General features: G+C 69.2%; 23 protein-coding genes. 21 read left to right on the forward strand and 2 right to left on the reverse strand.

Annotated elements, in window-relative coordinates:
- Positions 1 to 24: 24 nt before the first annotated feature.
- From HWD99_RS02190 to HWD99_RS02205, 4 genes are all read left to right on the forward strand, one after another.
- Positions 25 to 390: a helix-turn-helix domain-containing protein gene (locus HWD99_RS02190; protein WP_241794598.1), complete on the forward strand. Its 366-nt coding sequence runs from the start codon at positions 25 to 27 to the stop codon at positions 388 to 390.
- Positions 391 to 490: 100 nt separating this feature from the next.
- Positions 491 to 2,032, forward strand: coding sequence for an APC family permease (locus HWD99_RS02195; RefSeq protein ID WP_241794599.1), 1,542 nt, complete (start codon positions 491 to 493; stop codon positions 2,030 to 2,032).
- A 41-nt stretch (positions 2,033 to 2,073) separates the two neighbouring features.
- The gene (gene truA, locus HWD99_RS02200; protein ID WP_241794600.1) at positions 2,074 to 2,922 is read left to right on the forward strand and encodes a tRNA pseudouridine(38-40) synthase TruA; all 849 of its coding nucleotides are present in this window, start codon (positions 2,074 to 2,076) and stop codon (positions 2,920 to 2,922) included.
- A 136-nt stretch (positions 2,923 to 3,058) separates the two neighbouring features.
- Entirely contained in the window at positions 3,059 to 3,952 is an 894-nt protein-coding gene (locus HWD99_RS02205; RefSeq protein ID WP_241794601.1) for a hypothetical protein, read from the forward strand.
- A 45-nt stretch (positions 3,953 to 3,997) separates the two neighbouring features.
- On the opposite strand, the gene HWD99_RS02210 is transcribed toward HWD99_RS02205, so the two are convergent.
- Entirely contained in the window at positions 3,998 to 5,311 is a 1,314-nt protein-coding gene (locus tag HWD99_RS02210; RefSeq protein WP_241794602.1) for a M20/M25/M40 family metallo-hydrolase, read from the reverse strand.
- A 120-nt stretch (positions 5,312 to 5,431) separates the two neighbouring features.
- On the opposite strand from HWD99_RS02210, the gene HWD99_RS02215 reads away from it, so the two are divergent.
- The 7 genes from HWD99_RS02215 (at position 5,432) to glmM (ending at position 11,382) form a co-directional block, all read left to right on the forward strand.
- On the forward strand, positions 5,432 to 6,358 hold the full coding sequence (locus HWD99_RS02215; protein ID WP_241794603.1) for a MetQ/NlpA family ABC transporter substrate-binding protein: 927 nt from the start codon (positions 5,432 to 5,434) through the stop codon (positions 6,356 to 6,358).
- The gene (locus HWD99_RS02220; protein WP_241794604.1) at positions 6,355 to 7,452 is read left to right on the forward strand and encodes a methionine ABC transporter ATP-binding protein; all 1,098 of its coding nucleotides are present in this window, start codon (positions 6,355 to 6,357) and stop codon (positions 7,450 to 7,452) included. Before HWD99_RS02215 ends, HWD99_RS02220 begins: the two co-directional genes overlap by 4 nt.
- On the forward strand, positions 7,449 to 8,126 hold the full coding sequence (locus tag HWD99_RS02225) for a methionine ABC transporter permease (protein ID WP_241794605.1): 678 nt from the start codon (positions 7,449 to 7,451) through the stop codon (positions 8,124 to 8,126). Before HWD99_RS02220 ends, HWD99_RS02225 begins: the two co-directional genes overlap by 4 nt.
- 77 nt (positions 8,127 to 8,203) lie before the next feature.
- Positions 8,204 to 8,872 (forward strand): endonuclease/exonuclease/phosphatase family protein, encoded by a 669-nt coding sequence (locus HWD99_RS02230; RefSeq protein ID WP_241794606.1) that lies wholly within the window; start codon positions 8,204 to 8,206, stop codon positions 8,870 to 8,872.
- A 177-nt stretch (positions 8,873 to 9,049) separates the two neighbouring features.
- Positions 9,050 to 9,496, forward strand: a complete 447-nt coding sequence (gene rplM, locus HWD99_RS02235) for a 50S ribosomal protein L13 (RefSeq protein WP_167946044.1) — start codon at positions 9,050 to 9,052, stop codon at positions 9,494 to 9,496.
- A 27-nt stretch (positions 9,497 to 9,523) separates the two neighbouring features.
- Complete coding sequence (gene rpsI, locus HWD99_RS02240; protein ID WP_194764608.1) at positions 9,524 to 10,009, forward strand: 30S ribosomal protein S9; 486 nt, start codon at positions 9,524 to 9,526, stop codon at positions 10,007 to 10,009.
- Between the two features lie 14 nt (positions 10,010 to 10,023).
- Positions 10,024 to 11,382 carry a phosphoglucosamine mutase gene (gene glmM / locus HWD99_RS02245; RefSeq protein WP_241794607.1) on the forward strand — a complete coding sequence of 453 codons (1,359 nt, stop codon included), beginning with the start codon at positions 10,024 to 10,026 and terminating at the stop codon, positions 11,380 to 11,382.
- 93 nt (positions 11,383 to 11,475) lie between these two features.
- On the opposite strand, the gene HWD99_RS02250 is transcribed toward glmM, so the two are convergent.
- Positions 11,476 to 12,417 (reverse strand): Ppx/GppA phosphatase family protein, encoded by a 942-nt coding sequence (locus HWD99_RS02250; protein ID WP_241794608.1) that lies wholly within the window; start codon positions 12,415 to 12,417, stop codon positions 11,476 to 11,478.
- A gap of 36 nt (positions 12,418 to 12,453) precedes the next feature.
- On the opposite strand from HWD99_RS02250, the gene coaA reads away from it, so the two are divergent.
- The 10 genes from coaA to HWD99_RS02300 all read left to right on the forward strand — a co-directional run bounded on the left by coaA (position 12,454) and on the right by HWD99_RS02300 (position 21,351).
- Positions 12,454 to 13,398, forward strand: a complete 945-nt coding sequence (gene coaA, locus HWD99_RS02255; RefSeq protein WP_241794609.1) for a type I pantothenate kinase — start codon at positions 12,454 to 12,456, stop codon at positions 13,396 to 13,398.
- Between the two features lie 62 nt (positions 13,399 to 13,460).
- A complete protein-coding gene (glmS, locus tag HWD99_RS02260; protein WP_241794610.1) occupies positions 13,461 to 15,308 on the forward strand; it encodes a glutamine--fructose-6-phosphate transaminase (isomerizing) in 1,848 nt (615 codons plus the stop codon).
- A gap of 72 nt (positions 15,309 to 15,380) precedes the next feature.
- A complete protein-coding gene (locus HWD99_RS02265; RefSeq protein ID WP_241794611.1) occupies positions 15,381 to 15,740 on the forward strand; it encodes a holo-ACP synthase in 360 nt (119 codons plus the stop codon).
- Positions 15,737 to 16,843, forward strand: a complete 1,107-nt coding sequence (alr, locus tag HWD99_RS02270) for an alanine racemase (RefSeq protein WP_241794612.1) — start codon at positions 15,737 to 15,739, stop codon at positions 16,841 to 16,843. The genes HWD99_RS02265 and alr overlap by 4 nt, the downstream gene beginning before the upstream one ends.
- Entirely contained in the window at positions 16,840 to 17,337 is a 498-nt protein-coding gene (gene tsaE, locus HWD99_RS02275) for a tRNA (adenosine(37)-N6)-threonylcarbamoyltransferase complex ATPase subunit type 1 TsaE (RefSeq protein ID WP_241794613.1), read from the forward strand. The genes alr and tsaE overlap by 4 nt, the downstream gene beginning before the upstream one ends.
- A 20-nt stretch (positions 17,338 to 17,357) precedes the next feature.
- Positions 17,358 to 17,981: a tRNA (adenosine(37)-N6)-threonylcarbamoyltransferase complex dimerization subunit type 1 TsaB gene (gene tsaB / locus HWD99_RS02280; protein WP_241794614.1), complete on the forward strand. Its 624-nt coding sequence runs from the start codon at positions 17,358 to 17,360 to the stop codon at positions 17,979 to 17,981.
- Entirely contained in the window at positions 17,978 to 18,484 is a 507-nt protein-coding gene (gene rimI, locus HWD99_RS02285) for a ribosomal protein S18-alanine N-acetyltransferase (protein ID WP_241794615.1), read from the forward strand. The genes tsaB and rimI overlap by 4 nt, the downstream gene beginning before the upstream one ends.
- Positions 18,481 to 19,551: a tRNA (adenosine(37)-N6)-threonylcarbamoyltransferase complex transferase subunit TsaD gene (tsaD, locus tag HWD99_RS02290; RefSeq protein ID WP_241794616.1), complete on the forward strand. Its 1,071-nt coding sequence runs from the start codon at positions 18,481 to 18,483 to the stop codon at positions 19,549 to 19,551. The genes rimI and tsaD overlap by 4 nt, the downstream gene beginning before the upstream one ends.
- A complete protein-coding gene (locus tag HWD99_RS02295) occupies positions 19,551 to 20,069 on the forward strand; it encodes a hypothetical protein (protein ID WP_241794617.1) in 519 nt (172 codons plus the stop codon). Before tsaD ends, HWD99_RS02295 begins: the two co-directional genes overlap by 1 nt.
- A 4-nt stretch (positions 20,070 to 20,073) precedes the next feature.
- A complete protein-coding gene (locus HWD99_RS02300; protein ID WP_241794618.1) occupies positions 20,074 to 21,351 on the forward strand; it encodes a hypothetical protein in 1,278 nt (425 codons plus the stop codon).
- The last annotated feature ends 17 nt before the right edge of the window (positions 21,352 to 21,368 follow it).

Raw genomic sequence — 21,368 nt, forward strand, 5'->3', positions numbered from 1 at the left:
CCCACTTTGAAGTAAGGTACCTACATGACGGTTAGTTATGCAAAGATCCGGGAGTCCACGCCGCAGGTCTTCGAGCCCGGATGCAGCACCAGAGTGGTCCTCGACCATGTCATGAGCAAATGGGGAGTTCTCGTCCTGTCCTCGCTCTCGGACGGCACCCGACGCTGGGGCGAACTGCGTCGCGAGGTCGGCGGCATCAGCGAGAAGATGCTGGCGTCGACGCTGCGCACCCTCGCCGACGACGGTCTCGTGCACAGGCAGTCGTTCCCGTCTGTGCCCCCGCATGTCGAATACAGCCTGACCCCGCTCGGACGCGATCTCATGGACCGGATGCTGCCACTCGTCGAGTGGGTCGCCGATCACGCTGACGGGATGATCGGCCGAGATTGAGCGCAACGAAATCCGTCGTGGAGATGGGGCTGTCTCCACGGATTCCGTTGCTGAAAGAAAACGATTGACGCGATAACCGCAGTAGCTCTATGTTCTGAACATGTCAGCTACGACGCCGATCCATCTGGAACGCCCCGACGGCAAGGGGCTCGCAAGCGGTTCGCTGGGGCTGTGGGGGTCCACGGTCATCGGGCTCGCGTCCACAGCGCCCGTGTACTCGCTGGTCGCGACCCTCGGGTTCGTGGTGCTCGCCGTCGGCGCGCAGGCGCCGATCGCCTTCATCATCGCCTTCGTGCCGATGCTGCTGATCGCCTTCGCCTACCGTGAGCTGAACAACGCGGTTCCCGACTGCGGCACCACCTTCACCTGGGGCACCAAGGCCTTCGGTCCCTGGGTCGGTTGGATGGGCGGGTGGGGCGTCGCCGTCGCCGGAATGGTCGTGCTCGCCAACCTGGCCCAGATCGCCTCCGTCTACTTCTGGTCGCTGATCGGATTCGATCTCGAGAACAACGACTGGCGGATCATCCTGGTGGCCGTGCTCTTCATCGCGGCGATGACGTGGGTGAGCTGGCGCGGTGTCGAGATCGGCGAACGCATCCAGAACGTCCTCCTCGGCATCCAGTACCTCGCGCTGGCGATCTTCGTGGTGGCCGCCCTCTGGCAGTTCTTCGCAGGCACCGCGCCCAACCCGACGCCCTTCGACATGGAGTGGCTCAACCCGTTCGGCTTCACCTCCTGGTCCGGCTTCACGGAGTCGATCCTGCTCGCCCTCTTCATCTACTGGGGCTGGGACACGTGTCTCGCCCTGAACGAGGAGACCAAGGACCCCAAGAAGATCCCGGGTCGCGCCGCGCTGCTGACCACCGTCATCCTGCTGTTCACCTACGTGGGCGTCACCATCGCAGCCATGATGTACGCCGGACTCGGCGACACCGGCACCGGACTCGGCAACGAGGCCAACGCCGACGACTTCTTCCTCGCCATCAAGGACGGGCTGCTCGGCCCCTTCGGCTGGGTGCTGGTGGTCGCCGTGATCATCTCGGCGATCTCCTCGACGCAGACCACGATCCTCCCGACCGCACGCGGCACGCTCGCGATGGGCGTGTACCGCGCTCTGCCCGCGAAGTTCAAGGACGTGCACCCGAGGTACAAGACGCCGTCGTTCTCGACGATCGTCATGGGTGTCGTCGCCTCGGCGTACTACGTCGGCATGACCCTGATCAGTGACAACATCCTGCAGGACTCGATCCTGTCGCTCGGCCTCGCCATCGCCTTCTACTACGCGATCACGGGCTTCGCGTGCGTCTGGTACTTCCGCAAGGACCTCACCACCTCAGCGCGGGACTTCTTCTTCAAGGGTCTCTTCCCGCTGCTCGGCGGCCTCATGCTCACCGGCGCCTTCGTGCAGTCGGCGATCGACATGTGGGACGTGGACTACGGCTACACCGTGCTGTTCGGCATCGGCGGCACGTTCGTGATCGGCATCGGGTCGCTCGCCTTCGGTCTCGTGCTCATGTTCCTCTGGTACCTGTTCCCGCGGTCGAAGCGGTTCTTCCGCGGCGAGAGCCTCAATCGCGACACCCAGGTCATGGTCCCAGACGAGCCGGGCGACGTCATCCGCTCGATCGACGGCGGCATCTGAGCGGGATCGGGGTGCGCGCGGGGACGCCCTAGGCTTTATCCGTGCGCATCCGGCTCGACATCGCCTACGACGGCACCCACTTCCGAGGGTGGGCCAAGCAGCCCACCCTCCGCACGGTGCAGGGGACGCTCGAAGACGCGCTCGCCCGCATCGTCGGCTCGCCGGCGCAGTTCGTCGTCGCCGGGCGCACCGATGCGGGGGTGCACGCCGCGGGCCAGGTCGCGCACGTCGACCTCGACGACGAGCAGTGGGCGCGGATCGAATCGCGCAACGGCCGGGCCCCGCAGGACCCCGCCGCGTCCATCGCCCGACGCATGCGCGGAGTGCTCGGCGCCTACCCCGACGCGACCGTCACCCGCTCCTCGATCGCACCGGACGGGTTCGATGCGCGCTTCTCCGCGGTGTGGCGCCGGTACCGCTACCGCCTGGCGGACGAGTCGTCGGGGTACGACCCCGTGCGCCGCCACGACACGACGACGCATCGCGGGGTGCTCGACGAGCACGCGATGGACGCCGCCGCCCGGACGCTGATCGGTCTCCACGATTTCGCGGCGTACTGCAAGCCGCGAGACGAGGCCACGACGATCCGCACCCTGCTCGACTACCGCTGGACCCGCGACGCCGAGGGGGTCTTGGTCGCGGAGGTGAAGGCCGACGCGTTCTGCCACAGCATGGTGCGCGCTCTGGTCGGAGCATGCGCCGCCGTCGGGGAGGGGCGACTCGACGTCGACGACCTGGTGGTGCTGCGTGATGCGCTGACGAGGACGAGCGAGTTCAAGGTGCTCGCCGCGCGCGGGCTCACGCTCACCGAGGTGGGGTACCCGGCCGACGAGCTGCTCGCCACGCGCGCGGAGCAGACACGAGCCAGGCGCGACGACACGACCGCGTGACTCGGCTGCGCTGACGCCGAGTCTGCGCGATCCCGCTCTCCGCGGTGGCGGAGGCGGCATGCTGCAGATGAGGGGCGGGGCTGCCGATCCGTATGCTGAATCTACGAAGACGGGTTCACACGACGGCGGGGGCACGGTGACGGATCACGGGCGAGGTGACGGCTCATCTTTCGCGGGCGCGCTCCGCGCCGCGATCTCGGAGCGGGGGATCACGCTCGCGCGGCTGCAGAGCCAGCTGAAGGACGACGGCAACCCGATCTCGATGGCCACCCTGAGCTACTGGCGATCTGGGGATCGTCAGCCGGAGGGCGCGCAGTCGCTCAGCGTCGTGGAGGGACTCGAAGACAGGCTCGGCCTGGATCGCGGCCATCTGAGCACGCTCCTCCTTCCGTCGACTCGACTCGGAACCGTGGCGCCGCCGCGGTTGCCCTTCGACGAAGAGCGCGAGCAGCGCGAGACCGAGGAGACACTCGAGGCGTTGCGCGCGGCGCCGCAGGATGCCCTTCGCGACCTCTCGACGCACATGACGGTCTTCGTCGGCCGCAGCGGAGCGGTCGAGAAGATCGTGATGCGCTCGCTCGTGCAGGCGACGAAGGGCACGATCACGGAGATTCCGCTCATCGACGTGGCGCCGGTCGAGACCGAGACGATGTCGGTGATCTCGGATGTCGTGGGCGGACGGATCGATCGCGAGTACCTGCATCCCGGCCGGCTGCTGTCGGGGGTCGTGATCGCGCTCGACGAGCCGATCGTCGCGGGGAGCACGACGCTGTTCGAGTTCACCGAGACCTTTCCGCCCGGCTATCCGCCGCGCCAATCCGCGTGGCATGCCACGTCGCGGCCCGCCAGGGAGAGCCTGATCTGGGTTCGCTTCCACCCCGACGCCCCGCCGAGCTGGTGCGAGGAGTACCTCGAGACCGAGGACGAGTACGTGTCGTCGTTGCGAACGGTTCGCCACGGGGCGGTGCATCTCGCGCGGCACGGTTTCGGCCCCGGCATCCTGGGGCTCCGTTGGGGCTACGACGAGTGAGCCGGCTCCTCGGCGGAGGAGCCTCACATTCAGACGCCCGTGTGCTCAGGCGTCGCGGAGGATCCTCGCGGTGGTGCGGGCGCTGAAGAACAGGCTCTCGACGGGCACGCACTCGTCGGCCGCATGGAACTGTCCGTAGACGTCGAAGTCCTCCGGCACCCGCAGCGGGACGAACCCGTATCCGGAGACGCCGAGCCGCGCGAAGTGCTTGTTGTCCGTGGATGCCGGCAGCAGGTACGGCACGACGACGCCGTCGGGGTCCTCGGCGGTGACCGCGGCCGAGATCACGCTCTGGAAAGGAGTGTCGAGGGGGGAGGCGATCGGCGAGAGGGAGGCCGTCCAGCTCACTTCGACGTCGTCGCCGGCGAGGCGTGCGACCTCTTCCCGGAGCTCGTGCTCACGATCGGGCAGCGCTCGGAGATCGAGCGACGCCCGGGCGCTGGCAGGAATGATGTTGCTCTTGTCTCCGGCCCGGAGGACTGTCGGGGCGACGGTCTGACGCGCGGATGCCGCGATGACGCGCCCGACGAAGCCGAGACCGTCGAGCTGCGCATCCAGATCCTCGTCCGCGAAGGCGACACCGCGCTCGGTGCCGAACACCTCGAGGAATCGTTCGAGAGCCGGGGTCCGGACCACGGGGAAACGGTGCTCGCCGATCCGCGCGACAGCCGATGCCAGCCGGACCACGGGGTCGTCCGGTCTCGGGCGCGAGGCATGGCCCGCCGCACCGCGCGCTGTCAGGACCGCGCCGCCGACACCCTTCTCCGCCGTGGCCAGGAGATAGGCCCGGCGGCCCTCTGCGAGCGGGACCGAGAAGCCGCCGACCTCGCTGAGCGCCTCGGTCGCACCGGCCAGGAGGTCGGGGCGGTTGTCGACGATCCAGGAGGCACCCCATCGGCCACCGGCCTCCTCGTCGGCGAGGAAGGCGAAGATCAGGTCGCGTCGCGGTCGAGTGCCCGACCTCGCGAACTCGCGCGCGACGGCCAGGATGACGCCGGCGAAGTCCTTCATGTCGACGGCGCCTCGGCCGTACAGCAGGCCGTCGTCGATCTCCGCACCGAACGGCGGATGAGTCCAATCGCCCGAGTCGACGGGCACCACGTCGAGGTGCGCATGCACGATGAGCGCACCGGCCGTGGGGTCGGTGCCCGGTAGGCGAGCGATCACGCTGCCGCGCCCCGGGACGGGTTCCAGGAACGTCGTCGGGATGCCGGCATCCTCCAGCCGCTCCTGCACGAGCCGCGCGGCCCGGGTCTCCCCGTCGCCGACGGTCTCCGGATTCCCCGTGTTGACGCTGTCGATGCGGATCAGAGCGCGGACGAACTCGAGCGTCTCGTCCTCCATCACGGTACGTGTCACCCGCACACGATAGTGATCGGCGCGCCTCGATGAGGCTTCGCGTTACGCAGGAAGTCCTCGATTACGCGCGGTTACCGCGGGGACGGATCGCGAGCGTCGAGCGTGCTTCACTCTCGTCTTGTGAATGAATCCCGTGCGAAGAAGAAGCTCCTGTCCGTACTCGGCGCGCTCGCCGCCGGCGCCCTGACGCTGTCGATGGCAGCGTGCTCGGGTGCGACGGAGTCGGCGGCCGGCGGCACCGCCGACGACTCCGAGAACAGCACGATCGTGATCGGGGCCGATGACGGCACCGAGGCGCACTGGGCGATCCTGAAGGACAAGCTGGCGGAGGAGGGCATCGAGCTCGAGGTCCGCACCATCAACGACGGCGTCCAGCTGAACCAGGGCGTTCAGGACGGCGAGTTGGATGTGAACCTGTTCCAGCACCTGATCTTCCTCTCGCAGTTCAACGTCAACAACGGAGGAACGCTGGTGCCGGTCGGCGCCACCGCCGTGTACCCGCTCGCGATCTACTCCGAGGAGTACACCGCCGTCGAGGACCTCCCCGAGGGCGCGACCGTCGCCGTGCCGAACAACCCGACGAACCTGGCCCGTGCACTCCTCAACCTGCAGCGTGCGGGTCTCGTCGAGCTGAAGGACGGCGGCAGCAGCCTCTCCACGCCCGACGACATCGTCTCGAGCAGCGTCGAGGTGCTTCCCGTCGACGCCAACCAGACCGTCACGGCGCTCAAGGACGGCAGCGCACAGGCCGCGATCGTCAACAACACGCAGGCGCAGAAGGGCGGCCTCGGCGACGACCTGATCATCTTCAAGGAAGACCTCGACGACCCCGAGCTCGCCCCGTACATCAACGCTTTCGTCGTGCGCGAGGACCAGAAGGACGACCCCCGGTGGGCCGCGCTGCTCGAGGCGTATCACAGCACCGAGGTCGAGGCCTCGGTGACCGAGCTCAATCAGGGCAACCTGCAGTTCAAGGCCGACTGGAGTGCGGAAGACCTCCAGGCGGAGCTCGCCGACCTCGAAGACCAGCTGCGCGCGACCCAGTGACCGAGAGAGACGGCGGACCCGTGACGGTGATCAGCTTCGACGGGGTGTCCAAGGGGTTCCCCGCCACGCGGCGCGGGTCCGCCGTCTCGGCGCTCGACGATGTGGACCTCGCGGTCGAACGCGGCTCGATCGTGGGCGTGATCGGATACTCCGGAGCGGGCAAGTCCACGCTCGTCCGACTCGTGAACGGGCTCGAGAAGCCGACCGCCGGCGTCGTGGAGGTTCTCGGCGTCGATGTCGGCTCCGCATCCGCGACCCAGCTGCGCGGCCTCCGGGGCCGCATCGGGATGATCTTCCAGCAGTTCAACCTCTTCACCTCGCGCACGGTGCGCGGCAACGTCGCCTACCCGCTCAAGGTGGCGGGGTGGAAGAAGCAGGACATCGCTCCCCGCGTCGCCGAGCTGCTCGACTTCGTCGGCATCGGCGACAAGGCGAACAGCTTCCCGCGTGCGCTGTCGGGCGGCCAGAAGCAGCGCGTCGGCATCGCGCGCGCGATCGCCGCGAACCCCGAGCTCCTGCTCGCCGATGAGGCGACGAGTGCCCTCGATCCTCAGACGACGGGCGAGGTGCTCGCACTCCTCAAGGAGATCAACCGCACACTGGGGATCACGATCGTCGTGATCACGCACCAGATCTCGGTCGTGCACGAACTGTGCGATCAGGTGATCGTGATGGACGGCGGCAGGGTCGTCGACAGCGGCGACACCTATCGGGTGTTCGCGCATCCCCGTGCCGCGCTCACCGAGCGGTTCGTCTCGGCGGTCACGCAGGGAGTGCCGACGGGGGAGACCCTCGAGGCGCTCCTGCTCGGCGGAGGCACGCTGATCAGCGCCGACGTCAACGAGTTCACGAGCGAGAACGCCGCCGAGGTGTTCGAGAAGCACGGGGTGCGTCACACCGTCGTGTTCGGCGGGGTCACGGACATCCGTGGCCGCCAGCTCGGCACGCTCACGTATCGGGTGCACGCCGACGAGGGGGTGCTGGACGCCGTCGTCGCCGAGCTCTCGACACGGACGAGAGCGCAGCTGCTGCGAGCGCCCGATGCGCCGCCGGCTCAGGAGACGCCCGCCCGCGGAGAAGAGGTGTCCTCATGAGCGCCGTCCGCACCGCGACCGACTGGGGGAGCCTGACTCCGGTGCTCCTGCAGTCCATCCAGGAGACCGTCTACATGGTCGCCGTCACGCTGGTGATCGGCGGCGCAGCCGGCCTCCTCATCGGCGCGGTGCTGTATGCCACGCGTCCGGGGAATCTCTTCGCGAACCGGGTCGTGTTCGGCGTGCTGAACCTCCTCATCAACGTGATCCGGCCCATCCCGTTCATCATCTTCCTCACAGCGGTCGGCCCCGTGACGAAGGCGGTCGCGGGCACGACGCTCGGAACCGAGGCCGCCATCGTCCCGATGACGATCATGGCCGCCGTCGTCATCGGCCGGGTCGTCGAGCAGAATCTCGTCGCCGTGGATCCGGGCATCGTCGAAGCGGCCCTCGCGATCGGCGCGAAGCGGTTCGCCATCCTGTTCGGGCTCGTGATCCCCGAGGCGCTGGCTCCGCTGATCCTCGGGTACACGTTCATGTTCATCGCCGTCGTCGACATGTCGGCTATGGCGGGCTACATCGGCGGGGGAGGCCTCGGCAACTTCGCGATCATCTACGGCTACCAGCAGTTCAACCAGGAGGCCACCTGGGTGACCGTGGCGATCATCGTGGTGATCGTGCAGATCGGCCAGTTCATCGGCAACGGGCTCGCGCAGCGCGTCCTGCGCCGCTGAGCGAGACGACGCCCGTTCACCGAGACGACGGGTGATTGACACCGGAATCCAAGGAGCACGCACTAGCGTGAGACGTGATGAAGGTCATCTCGTACAACCTGCAGAAGCACCGTGCCGCGGGAGAGCTCGTGGCTCTCGCGGCGGCGCACGACCCCGACATCCTGTGTCTGCAGGAGTGCGACGTCGTCGACCTGCCCGATCGCATCGGCGACCTCGCTCTCGCCGACGCGACCCAGGGGAACCGACTCGGGCTCGCCCTGTTCTATCGGGAGAGCGAGTTCCACCTGCAGAGCGTCCGCACGATCGAGCTCAAGAAGTCGCTGCACGATCGCATCGCCAAGCCGGCGCACGAGCGCGTGCTGGGCGCGCGTCTGCGCGACATCGACACGGGCCGCGACTTCATCGCCGCGTCGTTCCACGCCGCGCCGCTGACGGCACTCAACTCGCTGCGCCGGCATCAGATCCGCGCCGCGCTCACGGAGCTCGCGACACTCGGCGAGGGACTCCCGCAGTTGATGGTGGGCGACTACAACTACCCCGTCTTCAAGGAGAACCTCGGCAAGACGGTCCGCGAGCACGGCTACGCCCTCACCATGAGCGATGACCACACCTACACGCGCTACCGGGTCTTCCGGGGGCACTACGACTTCGCGACCTCGGTCGGATTCGAGATCCAGCGGGTCACCACCCTGCCGCAGGGACTCAGTGACCATCGCCCGATCCTGGTGACGACGCGTTTCGATTGAGGGGCATCCGTCCGGTTTGGGATTACAGCCCCGAATGACGTAAGCTGTCTCTTTGGTACTCGACTGCCGAGTCCCACGAACGTGAGCCCTCCACTGGCGTGTTCCTCCCTCTCGGGAAGAACCACCCCGGAGTGGGATTCACGAACTTCTCCGTTCGAACAAGAAAGCAGCACTATCGTGACGCGCACTTACACCCCGAAGGCCGGCGAGGTCCAGCGTGACTGGGTCGTCATCGACGCCACTGACGTCGTTCTCGGCCGCCTGGCCTCGCACGCAGCTACGCTCCTGCGTGGCAAGCACAAGCCCACCTTCGCCAACCACATCGACTCGGGTGACTTCGTCATCATCGTGAACGCCGACAAGGTCGCGCTCACGGGTCAGAAGCTCCAGAAGAAGCTGGCCTACCGCCACTCGGGCTACCCGGGCGGACTGAAGTCGGTCACCTACGCCGAGCTTCTCGAGAAGAACCCTGTCCGCGCTGTGGAGAAGGCCATCCGTGGCATGCTCCCCAAGAACAGCCTGGGCCGTCAGCAGCTGTCGAAGCTCAAGGTGTACGTCGGTGCCGAGCACCCGCACGCCGCGCAGCAGCCGCAGACGTACACCCTCGACCAGGTCGCCCAGTAAGCGCCGTAAGACTTAAAGGACATACTCGTGGCTGACATCCAGGACACCACCGAAAACCTCCAGAACTTCTCGACGTCGACTCCCGAGACCGAAGCAGTCGAGGCGGCTCCCCGCCCCGTGCTGAGCGTCCCGGGTGCCGCTGTCGGCCGTCGCAAGCAGGCCATCGCCCGCGTGCGTCTCGTCCCCGGCTCGGGAACGATCACGGTCAACGGCCGCACGCTCGAGGACTACTTCCCGAACAAGCTGCACCAGCAGCTGATCAACGACCCGTTCACGATCCTCAATCTCGCGGGCGGCTATGACGTGATCGCGCGCATCTCCGGCGGTGGCCCCTCGGGCCAGGCCGGCGCCCTGCGTCTCGGTATCGCTCGTTCGCTCAACGGCATCGACGAGGAGAACAACCGCGCGACCCTGAAGAAGGCCGGCTTCCTCTCCCGTGACGCTCGCGTCAAGGAGCGCAAGAAGGCTGGACTCAAGAAGGCCCGCAAGGCGCCTCAGTACTCCAAGCGTTAAGGTCCACTGCTCCGATGCCGATCTTTGGCACGGACGGTGTGCGAGGGCTTGCCAATGGCATCCTCACCGCCGACCTGGCGCTCACCCTGGCCCAGGCGACTGCTGTCGTCCTGGGCCAGGGCCGTACTGCGGAGGCTCGCAAAGCCGAAGGCAAGCGACTCACCGCAGTCGTGGCACGAGACCCCCGCGTCTCCGGACACTTCCTCACCGCCGCGGTCTCGGCAGGACTCGCCTCCTCGGGGGTCGACGTGCTCGAGGCCGGGGTCATCCCGACGCCGGCACTCGCCTTCCTCGTCGCCGACCGCGACGCTGATTTCGGCGTCATGATCTCGGCGTCGCACAACGCGGCGCCCGACAACGGGATCAAGATCTTCGCGCGCGGCGGGGTGAAGCTCCCCGACATCGTCGAACAGCGCATCGAAGCCGCCATGGCGGGGGAGAAGCTGCGCCCGACCGGTGCGGGAGTGGGCAGGATCATCCGCTTCTCGGACGCGGAGGACCGCTACGTCGTGCATCTGCTCGGGTCGCTGCCGAACCGTCTGAACGGCATCAAGGTCGTTCTCGACTGCGCACACGGCGCGGCATCCGGTGTGTCCCCCGAGACCTTCCGCGATGCGGGAGCCGACGTGACAGTGATCGGCGCCGACCCCGACGGCTGGAACATCAACGACGGCGTCGGTTCGACGCACCTCGAGAACCTGGCCGAGGCGGTCGTGCGTCTCGGTGCCGACATCGGCATCGCGCACGACGGCGACGCGGATCGCTGTCTCGCGGTCGACGCGCAGGGCAACATCATCGACGGCGACCAGATCATGGCGATCCTCGCGGTCTCGATGAAGGAACGCGGGCACCTCACCGACGACACCCTCGTCGCGACCGTCATGAGTAACCTCGGTCTGCACGTCGCGATGCGCGAGCACGGGATCACCGTGCGGCAGACCGCCGTGGGCGATCGCTACGTGCTCGAGGACATGAACGCGGGCGGCTACGCGCTCGGCGGCGAGCAGTCCGGTCACGTGATCATGAGCGAGTACGCCACCACCGGCGACGGTCTGCTCACGGGCCTGCACCTCGTGGCCGAGATGGCCCGCACGAACAAGACGATCGCCGAGCTCGCCTCGGTGATGACGGTCTACCCGCAGGTGCTCATCAACGTGCGCGATGTCGACAAGGACGCGGTCGGCGACGATCCCGTCGTGCAGGACGCTGTGCGCGCCGTCGAGGCCGAACTCGGCGACACCGGACGCGTGCTGCTGCGCAAGTCGGGCACCGAGCCGCTCGTCCGCGTCATGGTCGAGGCCGCCGATGCCGACTCCGTGCAGACATACGCCGATCGTCTGGTCGACGTGGTCCGCGAGCGCCTCGCCCTCTGAGCATCCGCCGGTCACTCCCGTCGACCGTCTCGTCTCCCGCGCACCGTCGGGGCCACGAGGTGGTCGACGGGAGCGTTCTGCGTCAGGGGTGCATCAGGTCGTCGGCTGCTGGCCGAGCTGCTCGATGTACCGCAGCAGCACGCCCTCGCGGAGCGCCCACGGCGACACCTCGAGCTCGTCGACCCTGAGAGCCGTCATCGCGGTGTGCAGCGACACGGCGGCGGCGACGATCTGGAACGTGCGGTCGGCGGTGATCCCCGGCAGCTCCTGTCGTGCCGACGCCGGGATGCGCGCCAGGCGAGGGATCCACGAGCCCAGAGCCTCTCGAGGAAGCACCATGCGCTGGATGCCGGACCATCCGGGCATCGGATAACCCGCCAACCGGGCGAGCGAGCGGATGGCCTTCGACGAGCCCACGACGTGATCGGGTCGGGGCAGCGCCTCGAATCGAGGCAGGACCTCGGCGAGTGTCGACGTCGCGTGGGCGCGCAGCCGGTCCACGTCGTCCTCACCCGGAGGGTCGTTCGGCAGGAACTGCACGGTCATGCGCCCGGCGCCCAGGGGGACGGATGCCGCGGCATCCGGGAGCTCGTCGCCGCCCGCGGCGATCTCGAGCGATCCGCCGCCGATGTCGAGAAGCAGCAGCTGGCCGGCCGACCAGCCGAACCAGCGACGCACGGCGAGGAAGGTCAGCTCCGCCTCGGTCTCGCCGTCGAGCACCTGCAGCGGCTGACCGAGCGCGGCCTCGATGCGGGCGATCACCTCTGCGCCGTTCCGGGCGTCGCGCACCGCGCTGGTCGCGGTCGCCAGCAGCGCATCCACCCGCTCCTCCTCGGCGACGCGGCGGGCCTGCGAGACGGCGGCCTCGAGTGCACGCACGCCCTCATCGGAGATCGACCCGTCATCGGTGAGATACCGCATCAGCCGCAGAACGCTGCGGTCGCTCGTGGTCGCCAGAGGGCGGCCACCGGGGTGGACGTCGGCGGCGAGCATATGGACGGTGTTGGAACCGATGTCGAGAACTCCCAGGCGCACGGATAGACACTACCGCCGCCCCGTTACGATGTATCCGTGACCACCGCCGACCCCACGCTGCCCCTCTCGCCGTATCGGGAGATCGGCCGTGACGAATGGGCGCGGCTCGCCGCGGGACTCGATCAGCCTCTCACCGAGACCGAGGTCGTCGAGCTCCGGGGCATCGGAGACCGCCTCGACCTCACCGAGGTGCGCGAGGTCTATCTGCCGCTGAGTCGACTCCTCAGCCTCTATGCCACGGCCACGAAGCGTCTCGGCGCCGCGACGAGCTCGTTCCTGCAGGAGGACGACACGACGACTCCGTTCGTGGTCGGTGTCGCCGGTTCCGTCGCCGTGGGCAAGTCCACGATCGCCCGCCTGCTGCGCGAGCTCATGAGCCGGTGGCCGGGCACGCCCAGGGTCGAGCTCGTCACGACCGACGGCTTCCTGCATTCGAACGCCGAGCTCGAGCGGCGCGGGCTCATGGATCGCAAGGGGTTCCCCGAGTCCTACGACCGCCGTGCGCTGATCGAGTTCCTCACCGAGGTCAAGAGCGGCGCCGCCGAGGTGCGTGCTCCGTTCTACTCGCACATGCGCTACGACATCGTCCCCGACGCGCACGTCGTGGTGCGCCGCCCCGATGTCGTGATCGTCGAAGGCCTCAACGTGCTGCAGCCGCCGCCCGCGCCCAACGACGTGGCGGTGAGCGATCTCTTCGACTTCTCGATCTTCGTCGACGCCGACACCGCGCACATCGAGAAGTGGTACGTCGACCGGTTCCTCGCGCTGCGCGAAGGCGCGTTCTCGAACCCATCGTCGTACTTCAACGTCTTCGCGCACCTCACGGACGAGGAGGCGATCACCACCGCCCTCGGGTACTGGAACGAGATCAACATGCCGAACCTGGTCGAGAACGTGATGCCCACCAAGCATCGCGCCCGGCTGGTGCTGAACAAGGGCGTCGATCACAGCGTCGAGAGCGTGCTGCTCCGCAAGCTCTGAGGCGCGGGCGGGTCCCGGTTCGTTCGGGATCTTCGCAAAATAGCGCCCTTACGCTTGACCACATGTGTGGAATCGTCGGATACGTGGGCCCTCGGCCCAGCCAGGACATCCTGCTCGCGGGCCTCGCCCGTCTCGAGTACCGCGGCTACGACTCCGCGGGTGTCGCCGTCATCGACGGCCAGGGCTCGCTGGGTATGCGCAAGAAGGCCGGCAAGCTCGCCGCGCTGCGCGAATCGCTCGCCGATTCGGCTCTCGCCGACGGCAACACGGGCATCGGACACACGCGCTGGGCGACGCACGGCGGCCCCACCGACGTCAACGCCCACCCGCATCTGGCGGACGACGACAGGCTCGCTCTGATCCACAACGGGATCATCGAGAACTTCTCCGCGCTGCGCGACGAGCTGCTCGCCGACGGAGTGGTGTTCCGCAGCGAGACCGACACCGAGGTCGCCGCAGCGCTCCTCGGTCGCGAGTACCGCGGCAACGGCGGAGACCTGCAGCTCGCGTTCCGCAGCGTCGTCAACCGGCTCGAGGGCGCGTTCACGCTCCTCGCGCTGCACCAGGACCACCCGGGCCTCGTGGTCGGCGCCCGCCGCAACTCGCCGCTCGTGATCGGACTCGGCGAGGGAGAGAACTTCCTCGGATCCGACGTGGCTGCCTTCGTCGAGCACACGCGCAAGGCCCTCGCGATCGGTCAGGACCAGATCGTCTCGATCACCCCCGACGCCGTCACGGTCACCGACTTCGCCGGCACGCCGGTCGAGGCGGAGCCGTTCGACGTCTCGTGGGACGCCGCCGCCGCGGAGAAGGGCGGCTGGTCCAGCTTCATGGCGAAGGAGGTCGCCGAGCAGCCCGAGGCGGTCGCCAACACGCTGCGCGGTCGCATCCGGGACGGCCAGGTCGTCATCCCCGAGCTCGACGGTCTCGATGAGCTCTTCCTCGGCATCAACCGCATCATCATCACGGCCTGCGGCACCGCCGCCTACTCCGCGCTCGTCGGCAAGTACGCGATCGAGCAGTGGGCCCGCGTCCCGGTCGACGTCGAGCTCGCCCACGAGTTCCGCTATCGCGACCCGGTGATCGGAGCCGACACGCTCGTCGTCTCCATCAGCCAGTCCGGCGAGACCATGGACACCCTGATGGCCGTCAAGTACGCGCGCGAGCGCGGGGCGCGCACGCTGTCGATCTGCAACACGCAGGGCGCCACGATCCCGCGCGAGTCGGATGCCGTCGTCTACACGCACGCCGGTCCTGAGGTCGCCGTCGCGTCGACCAAGGCGTTCTCCGCCCAGATCACCGCTCTGCTGCTGCTCGGTCTGCACATGGGGCGCATCCGCGGGTCGGTCGAGGATGCCTCGGTCGACGTCGCCGAGCTCTCGGCGCTGCCGGAGAAGATCGCCAAGGTGCTGGCGAGCGAGCAGGAGCACGTCTCGCAGCTGGCCGGCTGGATGGCCGACACCCGCTCGGTGCTGTTCCTCGGCCGTCACGTCGGCTTCCCGATCGCGCTCGAGGGCGCGCTCAAGCTCAAGGAGATCTCGTACATCCATGCCGAGGGCTTCGCCGCAGGCGAGCTCAAGCACGGCCCGATCGCTCTGATCGAGCCGGGTCAGCCGGTGTTCGTCCTGGTGCCGTCGCCCCGTCACTCGGCGCTCGTGCACTCGAAGGTCGTGTCGAACATCCAGGAGATCCGCGCCCGCGGCGCCCGCGTGATCGTGGTCGCAGAAGAGGGCGATGCCGCCGTGCTGCCCTTCGCCGACGAGGTCATCCGCATCCCGCTCGCCGGGGCGATGTTCGAGCCGCTGCTCGCGGTCGTGCCGCTGCAGATCTTCGCGATGGCTCTCGCCACCGCCAAGGGTCTCGACGTCGACCAGCCCCGCAACCTCGCGAAGTCGGTCACGGTCGAGTAGCCCGCGCCGTCCTGGCGCGCCGTCGCACGTCCCGGGCGAGGCCCGGGCGGATGCCGCGACTAGGCTGAACTGGTGATCATCGGGACCGGCATCGACCTCGTGGACATCCCGCGGTTCGAGCGGACGCTCGAGCGCACTCCGCGGCTTCGGGAGCGGCTCTTCGCACCGGGGGAGCGGGGGCTCCGGCTGCCGTCGCTCGCGGCGAGATATGCCGCGAAAGAGGCGCTGATCAAGACGCTCGGCGGCTCGGACGGCGTGCACTGGATCGAGATCGAGATCGCCTCGGAAGCGTCGGGCCGACCGCATTTCGTGCTCTCGGGCACCACCGCCGAGGTCGTCGCCGAGCGCGGGATCACCCGACTGCATCTGACCCTCACCCACGACGCGGGGCTCGCCGCCGCATTCGTCGTCGCCGAAGGAGAGCCGCTGTGACCGTTCCGTTCCGCGAGGCGCGCATCGACCTGGATGCCGTCAGCGACAACGTCCGCCACTTCCGTCGGCTCACCGGCGTGCAGGTGATCGCCGTGGTCAAGGCCAATGCCTACGGGCACGGCGCCGCGGCCGCAGCGGTGGCTGCGCTCGCCGGGGGTGCGACGCGACTCGGCGTCGCCGAGATCCCCGAAGCCCTCGACCTGCGTCGCCAGGGCATCACGGCTCCGATCCTCGCCTGGCTGCATGCGCCAGGCGAGCGGTTCGTGCAGGCCGCCGAGCACGACATCGAGGTCGGCATCTCGTCGTTCGACCAGCTCGAGGCCGCGGGTGCGGCGGCGGCCGTCGACCGTCCGGTCGGTGTGCACCTCAAGTTCGAGACCGGGCTGTCGCGCAACGGCATCGCGCCCGCCGACTGGCGACGGGTGCTCGCCGAGGCCGCCCGCCTCGAGCGCATCGGGCGTCTGCGCATCATCGGCCTGTTCAGCCATCTGTCGAACACCTCGCTGCAGGACGACCGCGAGGCTCTCGCCAAGTTCGAGGAGGGCGTCGCGCTGGCGGCATCCTTCGGCATCCACCCGGAGATCCGCCACATCGCCGCCACAGCCGCGGCGATCGACCTGCCCGAGATGCGCCTGGATGCGGTGCGCGTCGGCGTCGGGATCTACGGCCTCTCGCCCTTCGACGACCGCTCGTCGGCCGAGCTCGGCCTGCGCCCCGCCATGACCCTGCGCGGCGCGGTCGCCGCGGTCCGCCGTGTCCCCGCGGGCGCCGGAGTCTCGTACGGCTACGACCACCGGACTCCGCACGACACCACACTCGTGCTCGTTCCGTTCGGCTACGCCGACGGCGTCCCGAGGCAGGCCTCGGGACGGCTGCCCGTCTCGATCGCAGGGCGGCGGCACACCAACGTCGGCCGCATCGCGATGGACCAGTTCGTCGTCGACGTCGGCGACGCCGCGGTCTCGATCGGCGACGAGGTCGTGCTGTTCGGCGATCCGACGCTCGGCGTCCCCTCCGCCGCGGAGTGGGCGAACGTCGCATCGACCATCAACTACGAGATCGTCACACGCATCGGCGCGCGCGTGCCTCGCAGGTCGGCATGAGCGTCGACCCCGCCTTCCTCGGCAGGCACGAGATCGCGACCGCCCATGCCATGGAGCAGCTCGGCTTCCGCATCGGCGAGCAGCTCGAGGCCGGCGACCTGCTGATCCTGACCGGTCCGCTGGGCGCGGGGAAGACGACGTTCACCCGCGGCCTCGCCGAGGGCCTCGGCGTGCGCGGCCCGGTGCAGAGCCCGACGTTCGTGATCGCCCGGACGCACCCGTCGCTCGTCGGCCGTGCCCCGCTCGTGCACGTCGACGCCTACCGCCTCGGCTCGGGAGCGGAGCTCGACGACCTCGACCTCGACCTCGCGCGGTCGGTCGTCGTGATCGAGTGGGGGCGCGGGATGGCCGAGGAGTTGGCGGAACGCTGGTGGGACATCGAGCTCGAGCGGCCGGTGGGCGGGGGCGACGACCTCGACGCGTCCGAGCTCGACGCGGATGCTCCGCGGCACGTCACGATCACCGCTGAGGGGCGCTCGGCGATCACCGGGTGAACCCCGACTACCCTGGAGAGGTGATCCTCGCCGTCGACACCTCCCTGGGCACCGCCGTCTCGCTCATCGATGCCGACGGCACCCTGCGCGCGCAGGCGTCTGCCGCCGATCCGCTCGGGCACGCCGAGGTGATCGGCGGGCTGCTGTCCCGCGCGCTCGACGAGGCGGGTGACGCTCCGATCTCGCACGTCGTCTCGGGCATGGGGCCGGGCCCCTTCACGGGACTTCGTATCGGCATCGCGGCGGCCCGCGCGTTCGCCCTGGGCCGCGGCATCCCCGTCGTGCCCGTGCCGAGCCATCATGCCGCGGCGCTCACGGCCATCGAGCACGATCGGGTCGAGGGCGTGTTCGCGGTCGTCACCGATGCACGGCGCCGCGAGGTCGCGATCACCGTGTTCGACGGCACGGATGCCGACGGCATCCCCGCGGTCGCGGCCGAGACCGTGCTCGTGCCTCGCGTCGACGCGGATGCGCGTCTCGACGGCATCCGCCGCATCGACGTCGAGACGCTCTCGGCCGCCGATCTCGCACGAGTGGGCGCGCGGGCCCTGGCTGCGGGACGCACGCTGGCCGACGCCGAGCCGCTGTACCTGCGTCAGCCCGATGTGACCATGCCCGGCGCTCCGAAGAAGGTGGGACTGTGACCCTTCGCGTCGCGACCCCCGACGACCTCGACGCCATCATGGCGATAGAGCACCGCTCCTTCCCGACGGATGCCTGGAGCCCGCAGGCCATGGCTCTCGAGCTCGCGAGCCCGCACGGTCGCTATCTCGTCGATGAGCACGAGGGCACGGTGGTCGGCTACGGAGGGGTGCGTGCGCTGGAGGGCGGATCGGACGCCGACATCCAGACGATCGCACTCGACGCCGAGTATCGCGGCGCCGGGCGCGGCCGGGCGCTGCTGCGTGCACTCCTCGCCGCCGCGGCCGAACGCGGCGCACGAGAGGTCTTCCTCGAAGTGCGGGCGGACAATCCGACGGCTGAAGGCCTCTACCTCTCCGAGGGGTTCGAGGAGATCGGACGTCGGCCGCGCTACTACCAGCCCGATGACGTCGACGCGGTGGTCATGCGCCTCGCGCTGCAGCACGCGCGTTCGGCGGAGCATCGCGTCGTCGGACCGGATGCCGCGAAGGAGGCGAGCGCATGACCGAGCCACTGGTGCTGGGCATCGAGACGAGCTGCGACGAGACAGGTATCGGCATCGTGCGCGGACGCACGCTGCTCTCGAACACGATCGCGTCGAGCATGGACGAGCACGCGCGCTACGGCGGCGTGGTGCCGGAGGTCGCGGCGCGCGCCCACCTCGAGGCGCTGCAGCCCTCGATCGACGCGGCACTCGCCGAGGCGGGGGTGCGGTTGCAGGACCTCGACGCCGTCGCCGTCACGAGCGGACCCGGCCTCGCCGGTGCGCTCATGGTGGGCGTCGGCGCGGCGAAGGGACTCGCCGTCGCGCTCGACAAGCCGCTCTACGCCGTGAACCACCTCGTGGGGCACATCGCCGCCGACATCCTCACCCCGGATTCGGCGCCGCTCGAGTATCCGACGATCGCCCTGCTGGTCTCGGGCGGCCACACGTCGCTGCTGCACGTCCGTGACCTCACCACCGACGTCGAGATGCTCGGCGAGACCATGGACGATGCAGCCGGTGAGGCCTTCGACAAGGTCGCACGACTGCTGTCGCTGCCGTACCCCGGCGGACCCGAGATCGACCGCGCCGCGGCGACCGGTGACCCGAACGCGATCCGCTTCCCCCGCGGCCTGTCCCGTGCGTCCGACCTCGCCGCGCACCGATACGACTTCTCGTTCTCCGGGCTGAAGACGGCGGTGGCGCGCTGGGTCGAACGCTGCGAAGCCGAGGGGGTCGAGGTGCCCGTCGCCGATGTGGCCGCGAGCTTCCGCGAGGCGGTCGTCGACGTGCTCGTCACGAAGGCTCTCGCCGCGTGCGCCGACCGGGGCGTGCCGCGTCTGCTGCTCGGCGGCGGGGTGATCGCGAACCGTCGGCTGCGCGAGGTCGCGCTGTCGAGGGCCGAGGCCGCCGGCGTCACCGTGCGCATCCCGCCGCTGTCGCTCTGCACCGACAACGGAGCCATGATCGCCGCGCTCGCAGCCGAGCTGATCACCTCCGGTCGTCGCCCGTCGACTCTCGCGTTCGGCGCCGATTCGACCCTTCCGGTGACCGAGATCCAGGTCGATGAGAGGGCGACGGTGAGCTGATGAGCGATGCGTCGCGCACGACGGGACCCGCAGACGCCGAGGGCGCAGCTGCCAGGGCCGCGGTTCCACCGGCGCGTGTCGAGCAGCCGACACCCGAGGTCGAGCGCCCGGAGGGAGCCGCGCGGCTTCCCGGAGCGCGGCGCGAGGGGTACACGAAGTTGCCGACCGGACCGGTCGGGATCGAACCCGTCGTCGTGACCGGCCCCGAGCTCGATCGCCCTCCGGGGGAGGTCGAGTGGGAGCCCACCGGCACCGCCGCGACACCCGTCATCGCGGACGAGACCAGACTCGCCCCGTGGGCGCTCATGGCCGCCGTCGTCGCGCTCGCCGCCTCGTTCTTCGTCGGCTGGGGCATACCGATCGCCATCGTCGCGGTCATCGCCTCGATCATGTCGCTCCGCCGCCCGGTCGAGAACCGTGCGATCGCGCGCTGGGCGCTGGTGCTCGGTCTGTGCGCCACGGTCTACAGCCTCGGCTGGCTGGTGTGGGCGGGCATGCAGTTCGAGAGGCTCGGCTGACACGATGCTCGACGCCCACGAGACCGCAGAGCTGCGAGCGCTCCAGGCGCGCGCGTACGGCCGCGACGGCGGTCTCAGCGACGCGGACGCCGTCCGGTTGCAGCAGCTCGAGCGGACGCGCCTGCAGACTCCTGCCGTGGCGCCGCGCGCGGCACGGGGTGAGGACGGGGGAGCGCCCGCCGATGCCCGAGGAGCGACGGAGCCCCGACACGCCACCGGGTCGCTCGATACCCGCGGGTCGCTCGATACCCGCGGGTCGCTCGATCCCCGAGAGCCGCTCGATCCCCGAAAGCCGGTGCAGCCCCCAGAGACGGCGACACCTGCGGAGCCCACTCCGGCAGCGGATGCTCTGCGTGCGGCGCCGACGGCGCTCCGCCGCCACTGGCGGGCGGTGGCTCTCGTCTGTGCGGGCGCGCTGATCGTGGGACTCGGAGCGGGCTGGGCGCTCTTCGGCCGTGACGATGAGCGCGTCCCGCTCAGTTCCGAAGAGCAGCAGCGGAGCCTCGACCTGCAGTCCGCGGGGGACTACGACCCGGGGACCGTCGAGGCGATCGGACGCGACGACGACGCCATCGTGTGGTTCGGCACGAAGAAGAACGGCGAGATGGAGTGCATCGTCCTCGACGTGGCGGGGGAGTCGTCGAGCGGCTGTCAGATCGCAGACGACCTCGAACGCGGCTACGGCCTCAGCGCGGCGGTGATCGATTCCCGCCGCAGCGACGAGGGGAGCGGCGAACAGATCACCGCGACCGCCGCGCGCACCCACACCGGAGAGATGGTCGCCCTGATCCAGCGCTGGGCGCTCGGTGTCGACGACTGGATGCAGCAGTTCGATCCCGCGGAGCAGGATCGCGCCGGAGAGCTCATGGAGCGGGGCTACGAGCCCTACTCCCTCGCCGTCATGGGGTACCTCGGCGGTGCGCCGGTCTGGTCGGCCACCCGCACCGAGGGATTCACGACCCAGCAGTGTCTGATCATCGACGCGGTCGACGCGACGAACTGCGCCGACGCCAACAACGGGATGATCCCGGGGGAGGGCGTCGTGATCGAGGGATCCTCGGTCGACGATGCGGAGCAGGTGACGAATCCCTGGAGCGTGACACTGGACTTCACTTCCATGGGCCGGTCGTATCTCGTCGTCACGGGCGATTTTCCGGGCGATGCCGACGGTGACGAGGTGACCACCGGCACCACGACGGTGCAGCCCGGCGACTCGCTCGAGGTCGGAGGGGAGCACGGCGACCCGATCCCGGTCGATGTCCCGCCCGGCGACGCGGGCTGACTCTCCGCCGGTTGACT

Origin of the sequence: Microbacterium sp. C5A9, from assembly GCF_022627955.1 — a bacterium.
Taxonomy (GTDB): domain Bacteria; phylum Actinomycetota; class Actinomycetes; order Actinomycetales; family Microbacteriaceae; genus Microbacterium.

What these genes read in the sequence shown, in the direction of transcription:
- tsaE (WP_241794613.1), top strand. Translation starts at nt 16,840, where the DNA reads ATGAGCGTCGACCCCGCCTTCCTCGGCAGGCACGAGATCGCGACCGCC.
- HWD99_RS02230 (WP_241794606.1), top strand. Translation starts at nt 8,204, where the DNA reads ATGAAGGTCATCTCGTACAACCTGCAGAAGCACCGTGCCGCGGGAGAG.
- HWD99_RS02300 (WP_241794618.1), top strand. Translation starts at nt 20,074, where the DNA reads ATGCTCGACGCCCACGAGACCGCAGAGCTGCGAGCGCTCCAGGCGCGC.
- HWD99_RS02295 (WP_241794617.1), top strand. Translation starts at nt 19,551, where the DNA reads ATGAGCGATGCGTCGCGCACGACGGGACCCGCAGACGCCGAGGGCGCA.
- HWD99_RS02225 (WP_241794605.1), top strand. Translation starts at nt 7,449, where the DNA reads ATGAGCGCCGTCCGCACCGCGACCGACTGGGGGAGCCTGACTCCGGTG.
- tsaD (WP_241794616.1), top strand. Translation starts at nt 18,481, where the DNA reads ATGACCGAGCCACTGGTGCTGGGCATCGAGACGAGCTGCGACGAGACA.
- HWD99_RS02190 (WP_241794598.1), top strand. Translation starts at nt 25, where the DNA reads ATGACGGTTAGTTATGCAAAGATCCGGGAGTCCACGCCGCAGGTCTTC.
- glmS (WP_241794610.1), top strand. Translation starts at nt 13,461, where the DNA reads ATGTGTGGAATCGTCGGATACGTGGGCCCTCGGCCCAGCCAGGACATC.
- glmM (WP_241794607.1), top strand. Translation starts at nt 10,024, where the DNA reads ATGCCGATCTTTGGCACGGACGGTGTGCGAGGGCTTGCCAATGGCATC.
- HWD99_RS02195 (WP_241794599.1), top strand. Translation starts at nt 491, where the DNA reads ATGTCAGCTACGACGCCGATCCATCTGGAACGCCCCGACGGCAAGGGG.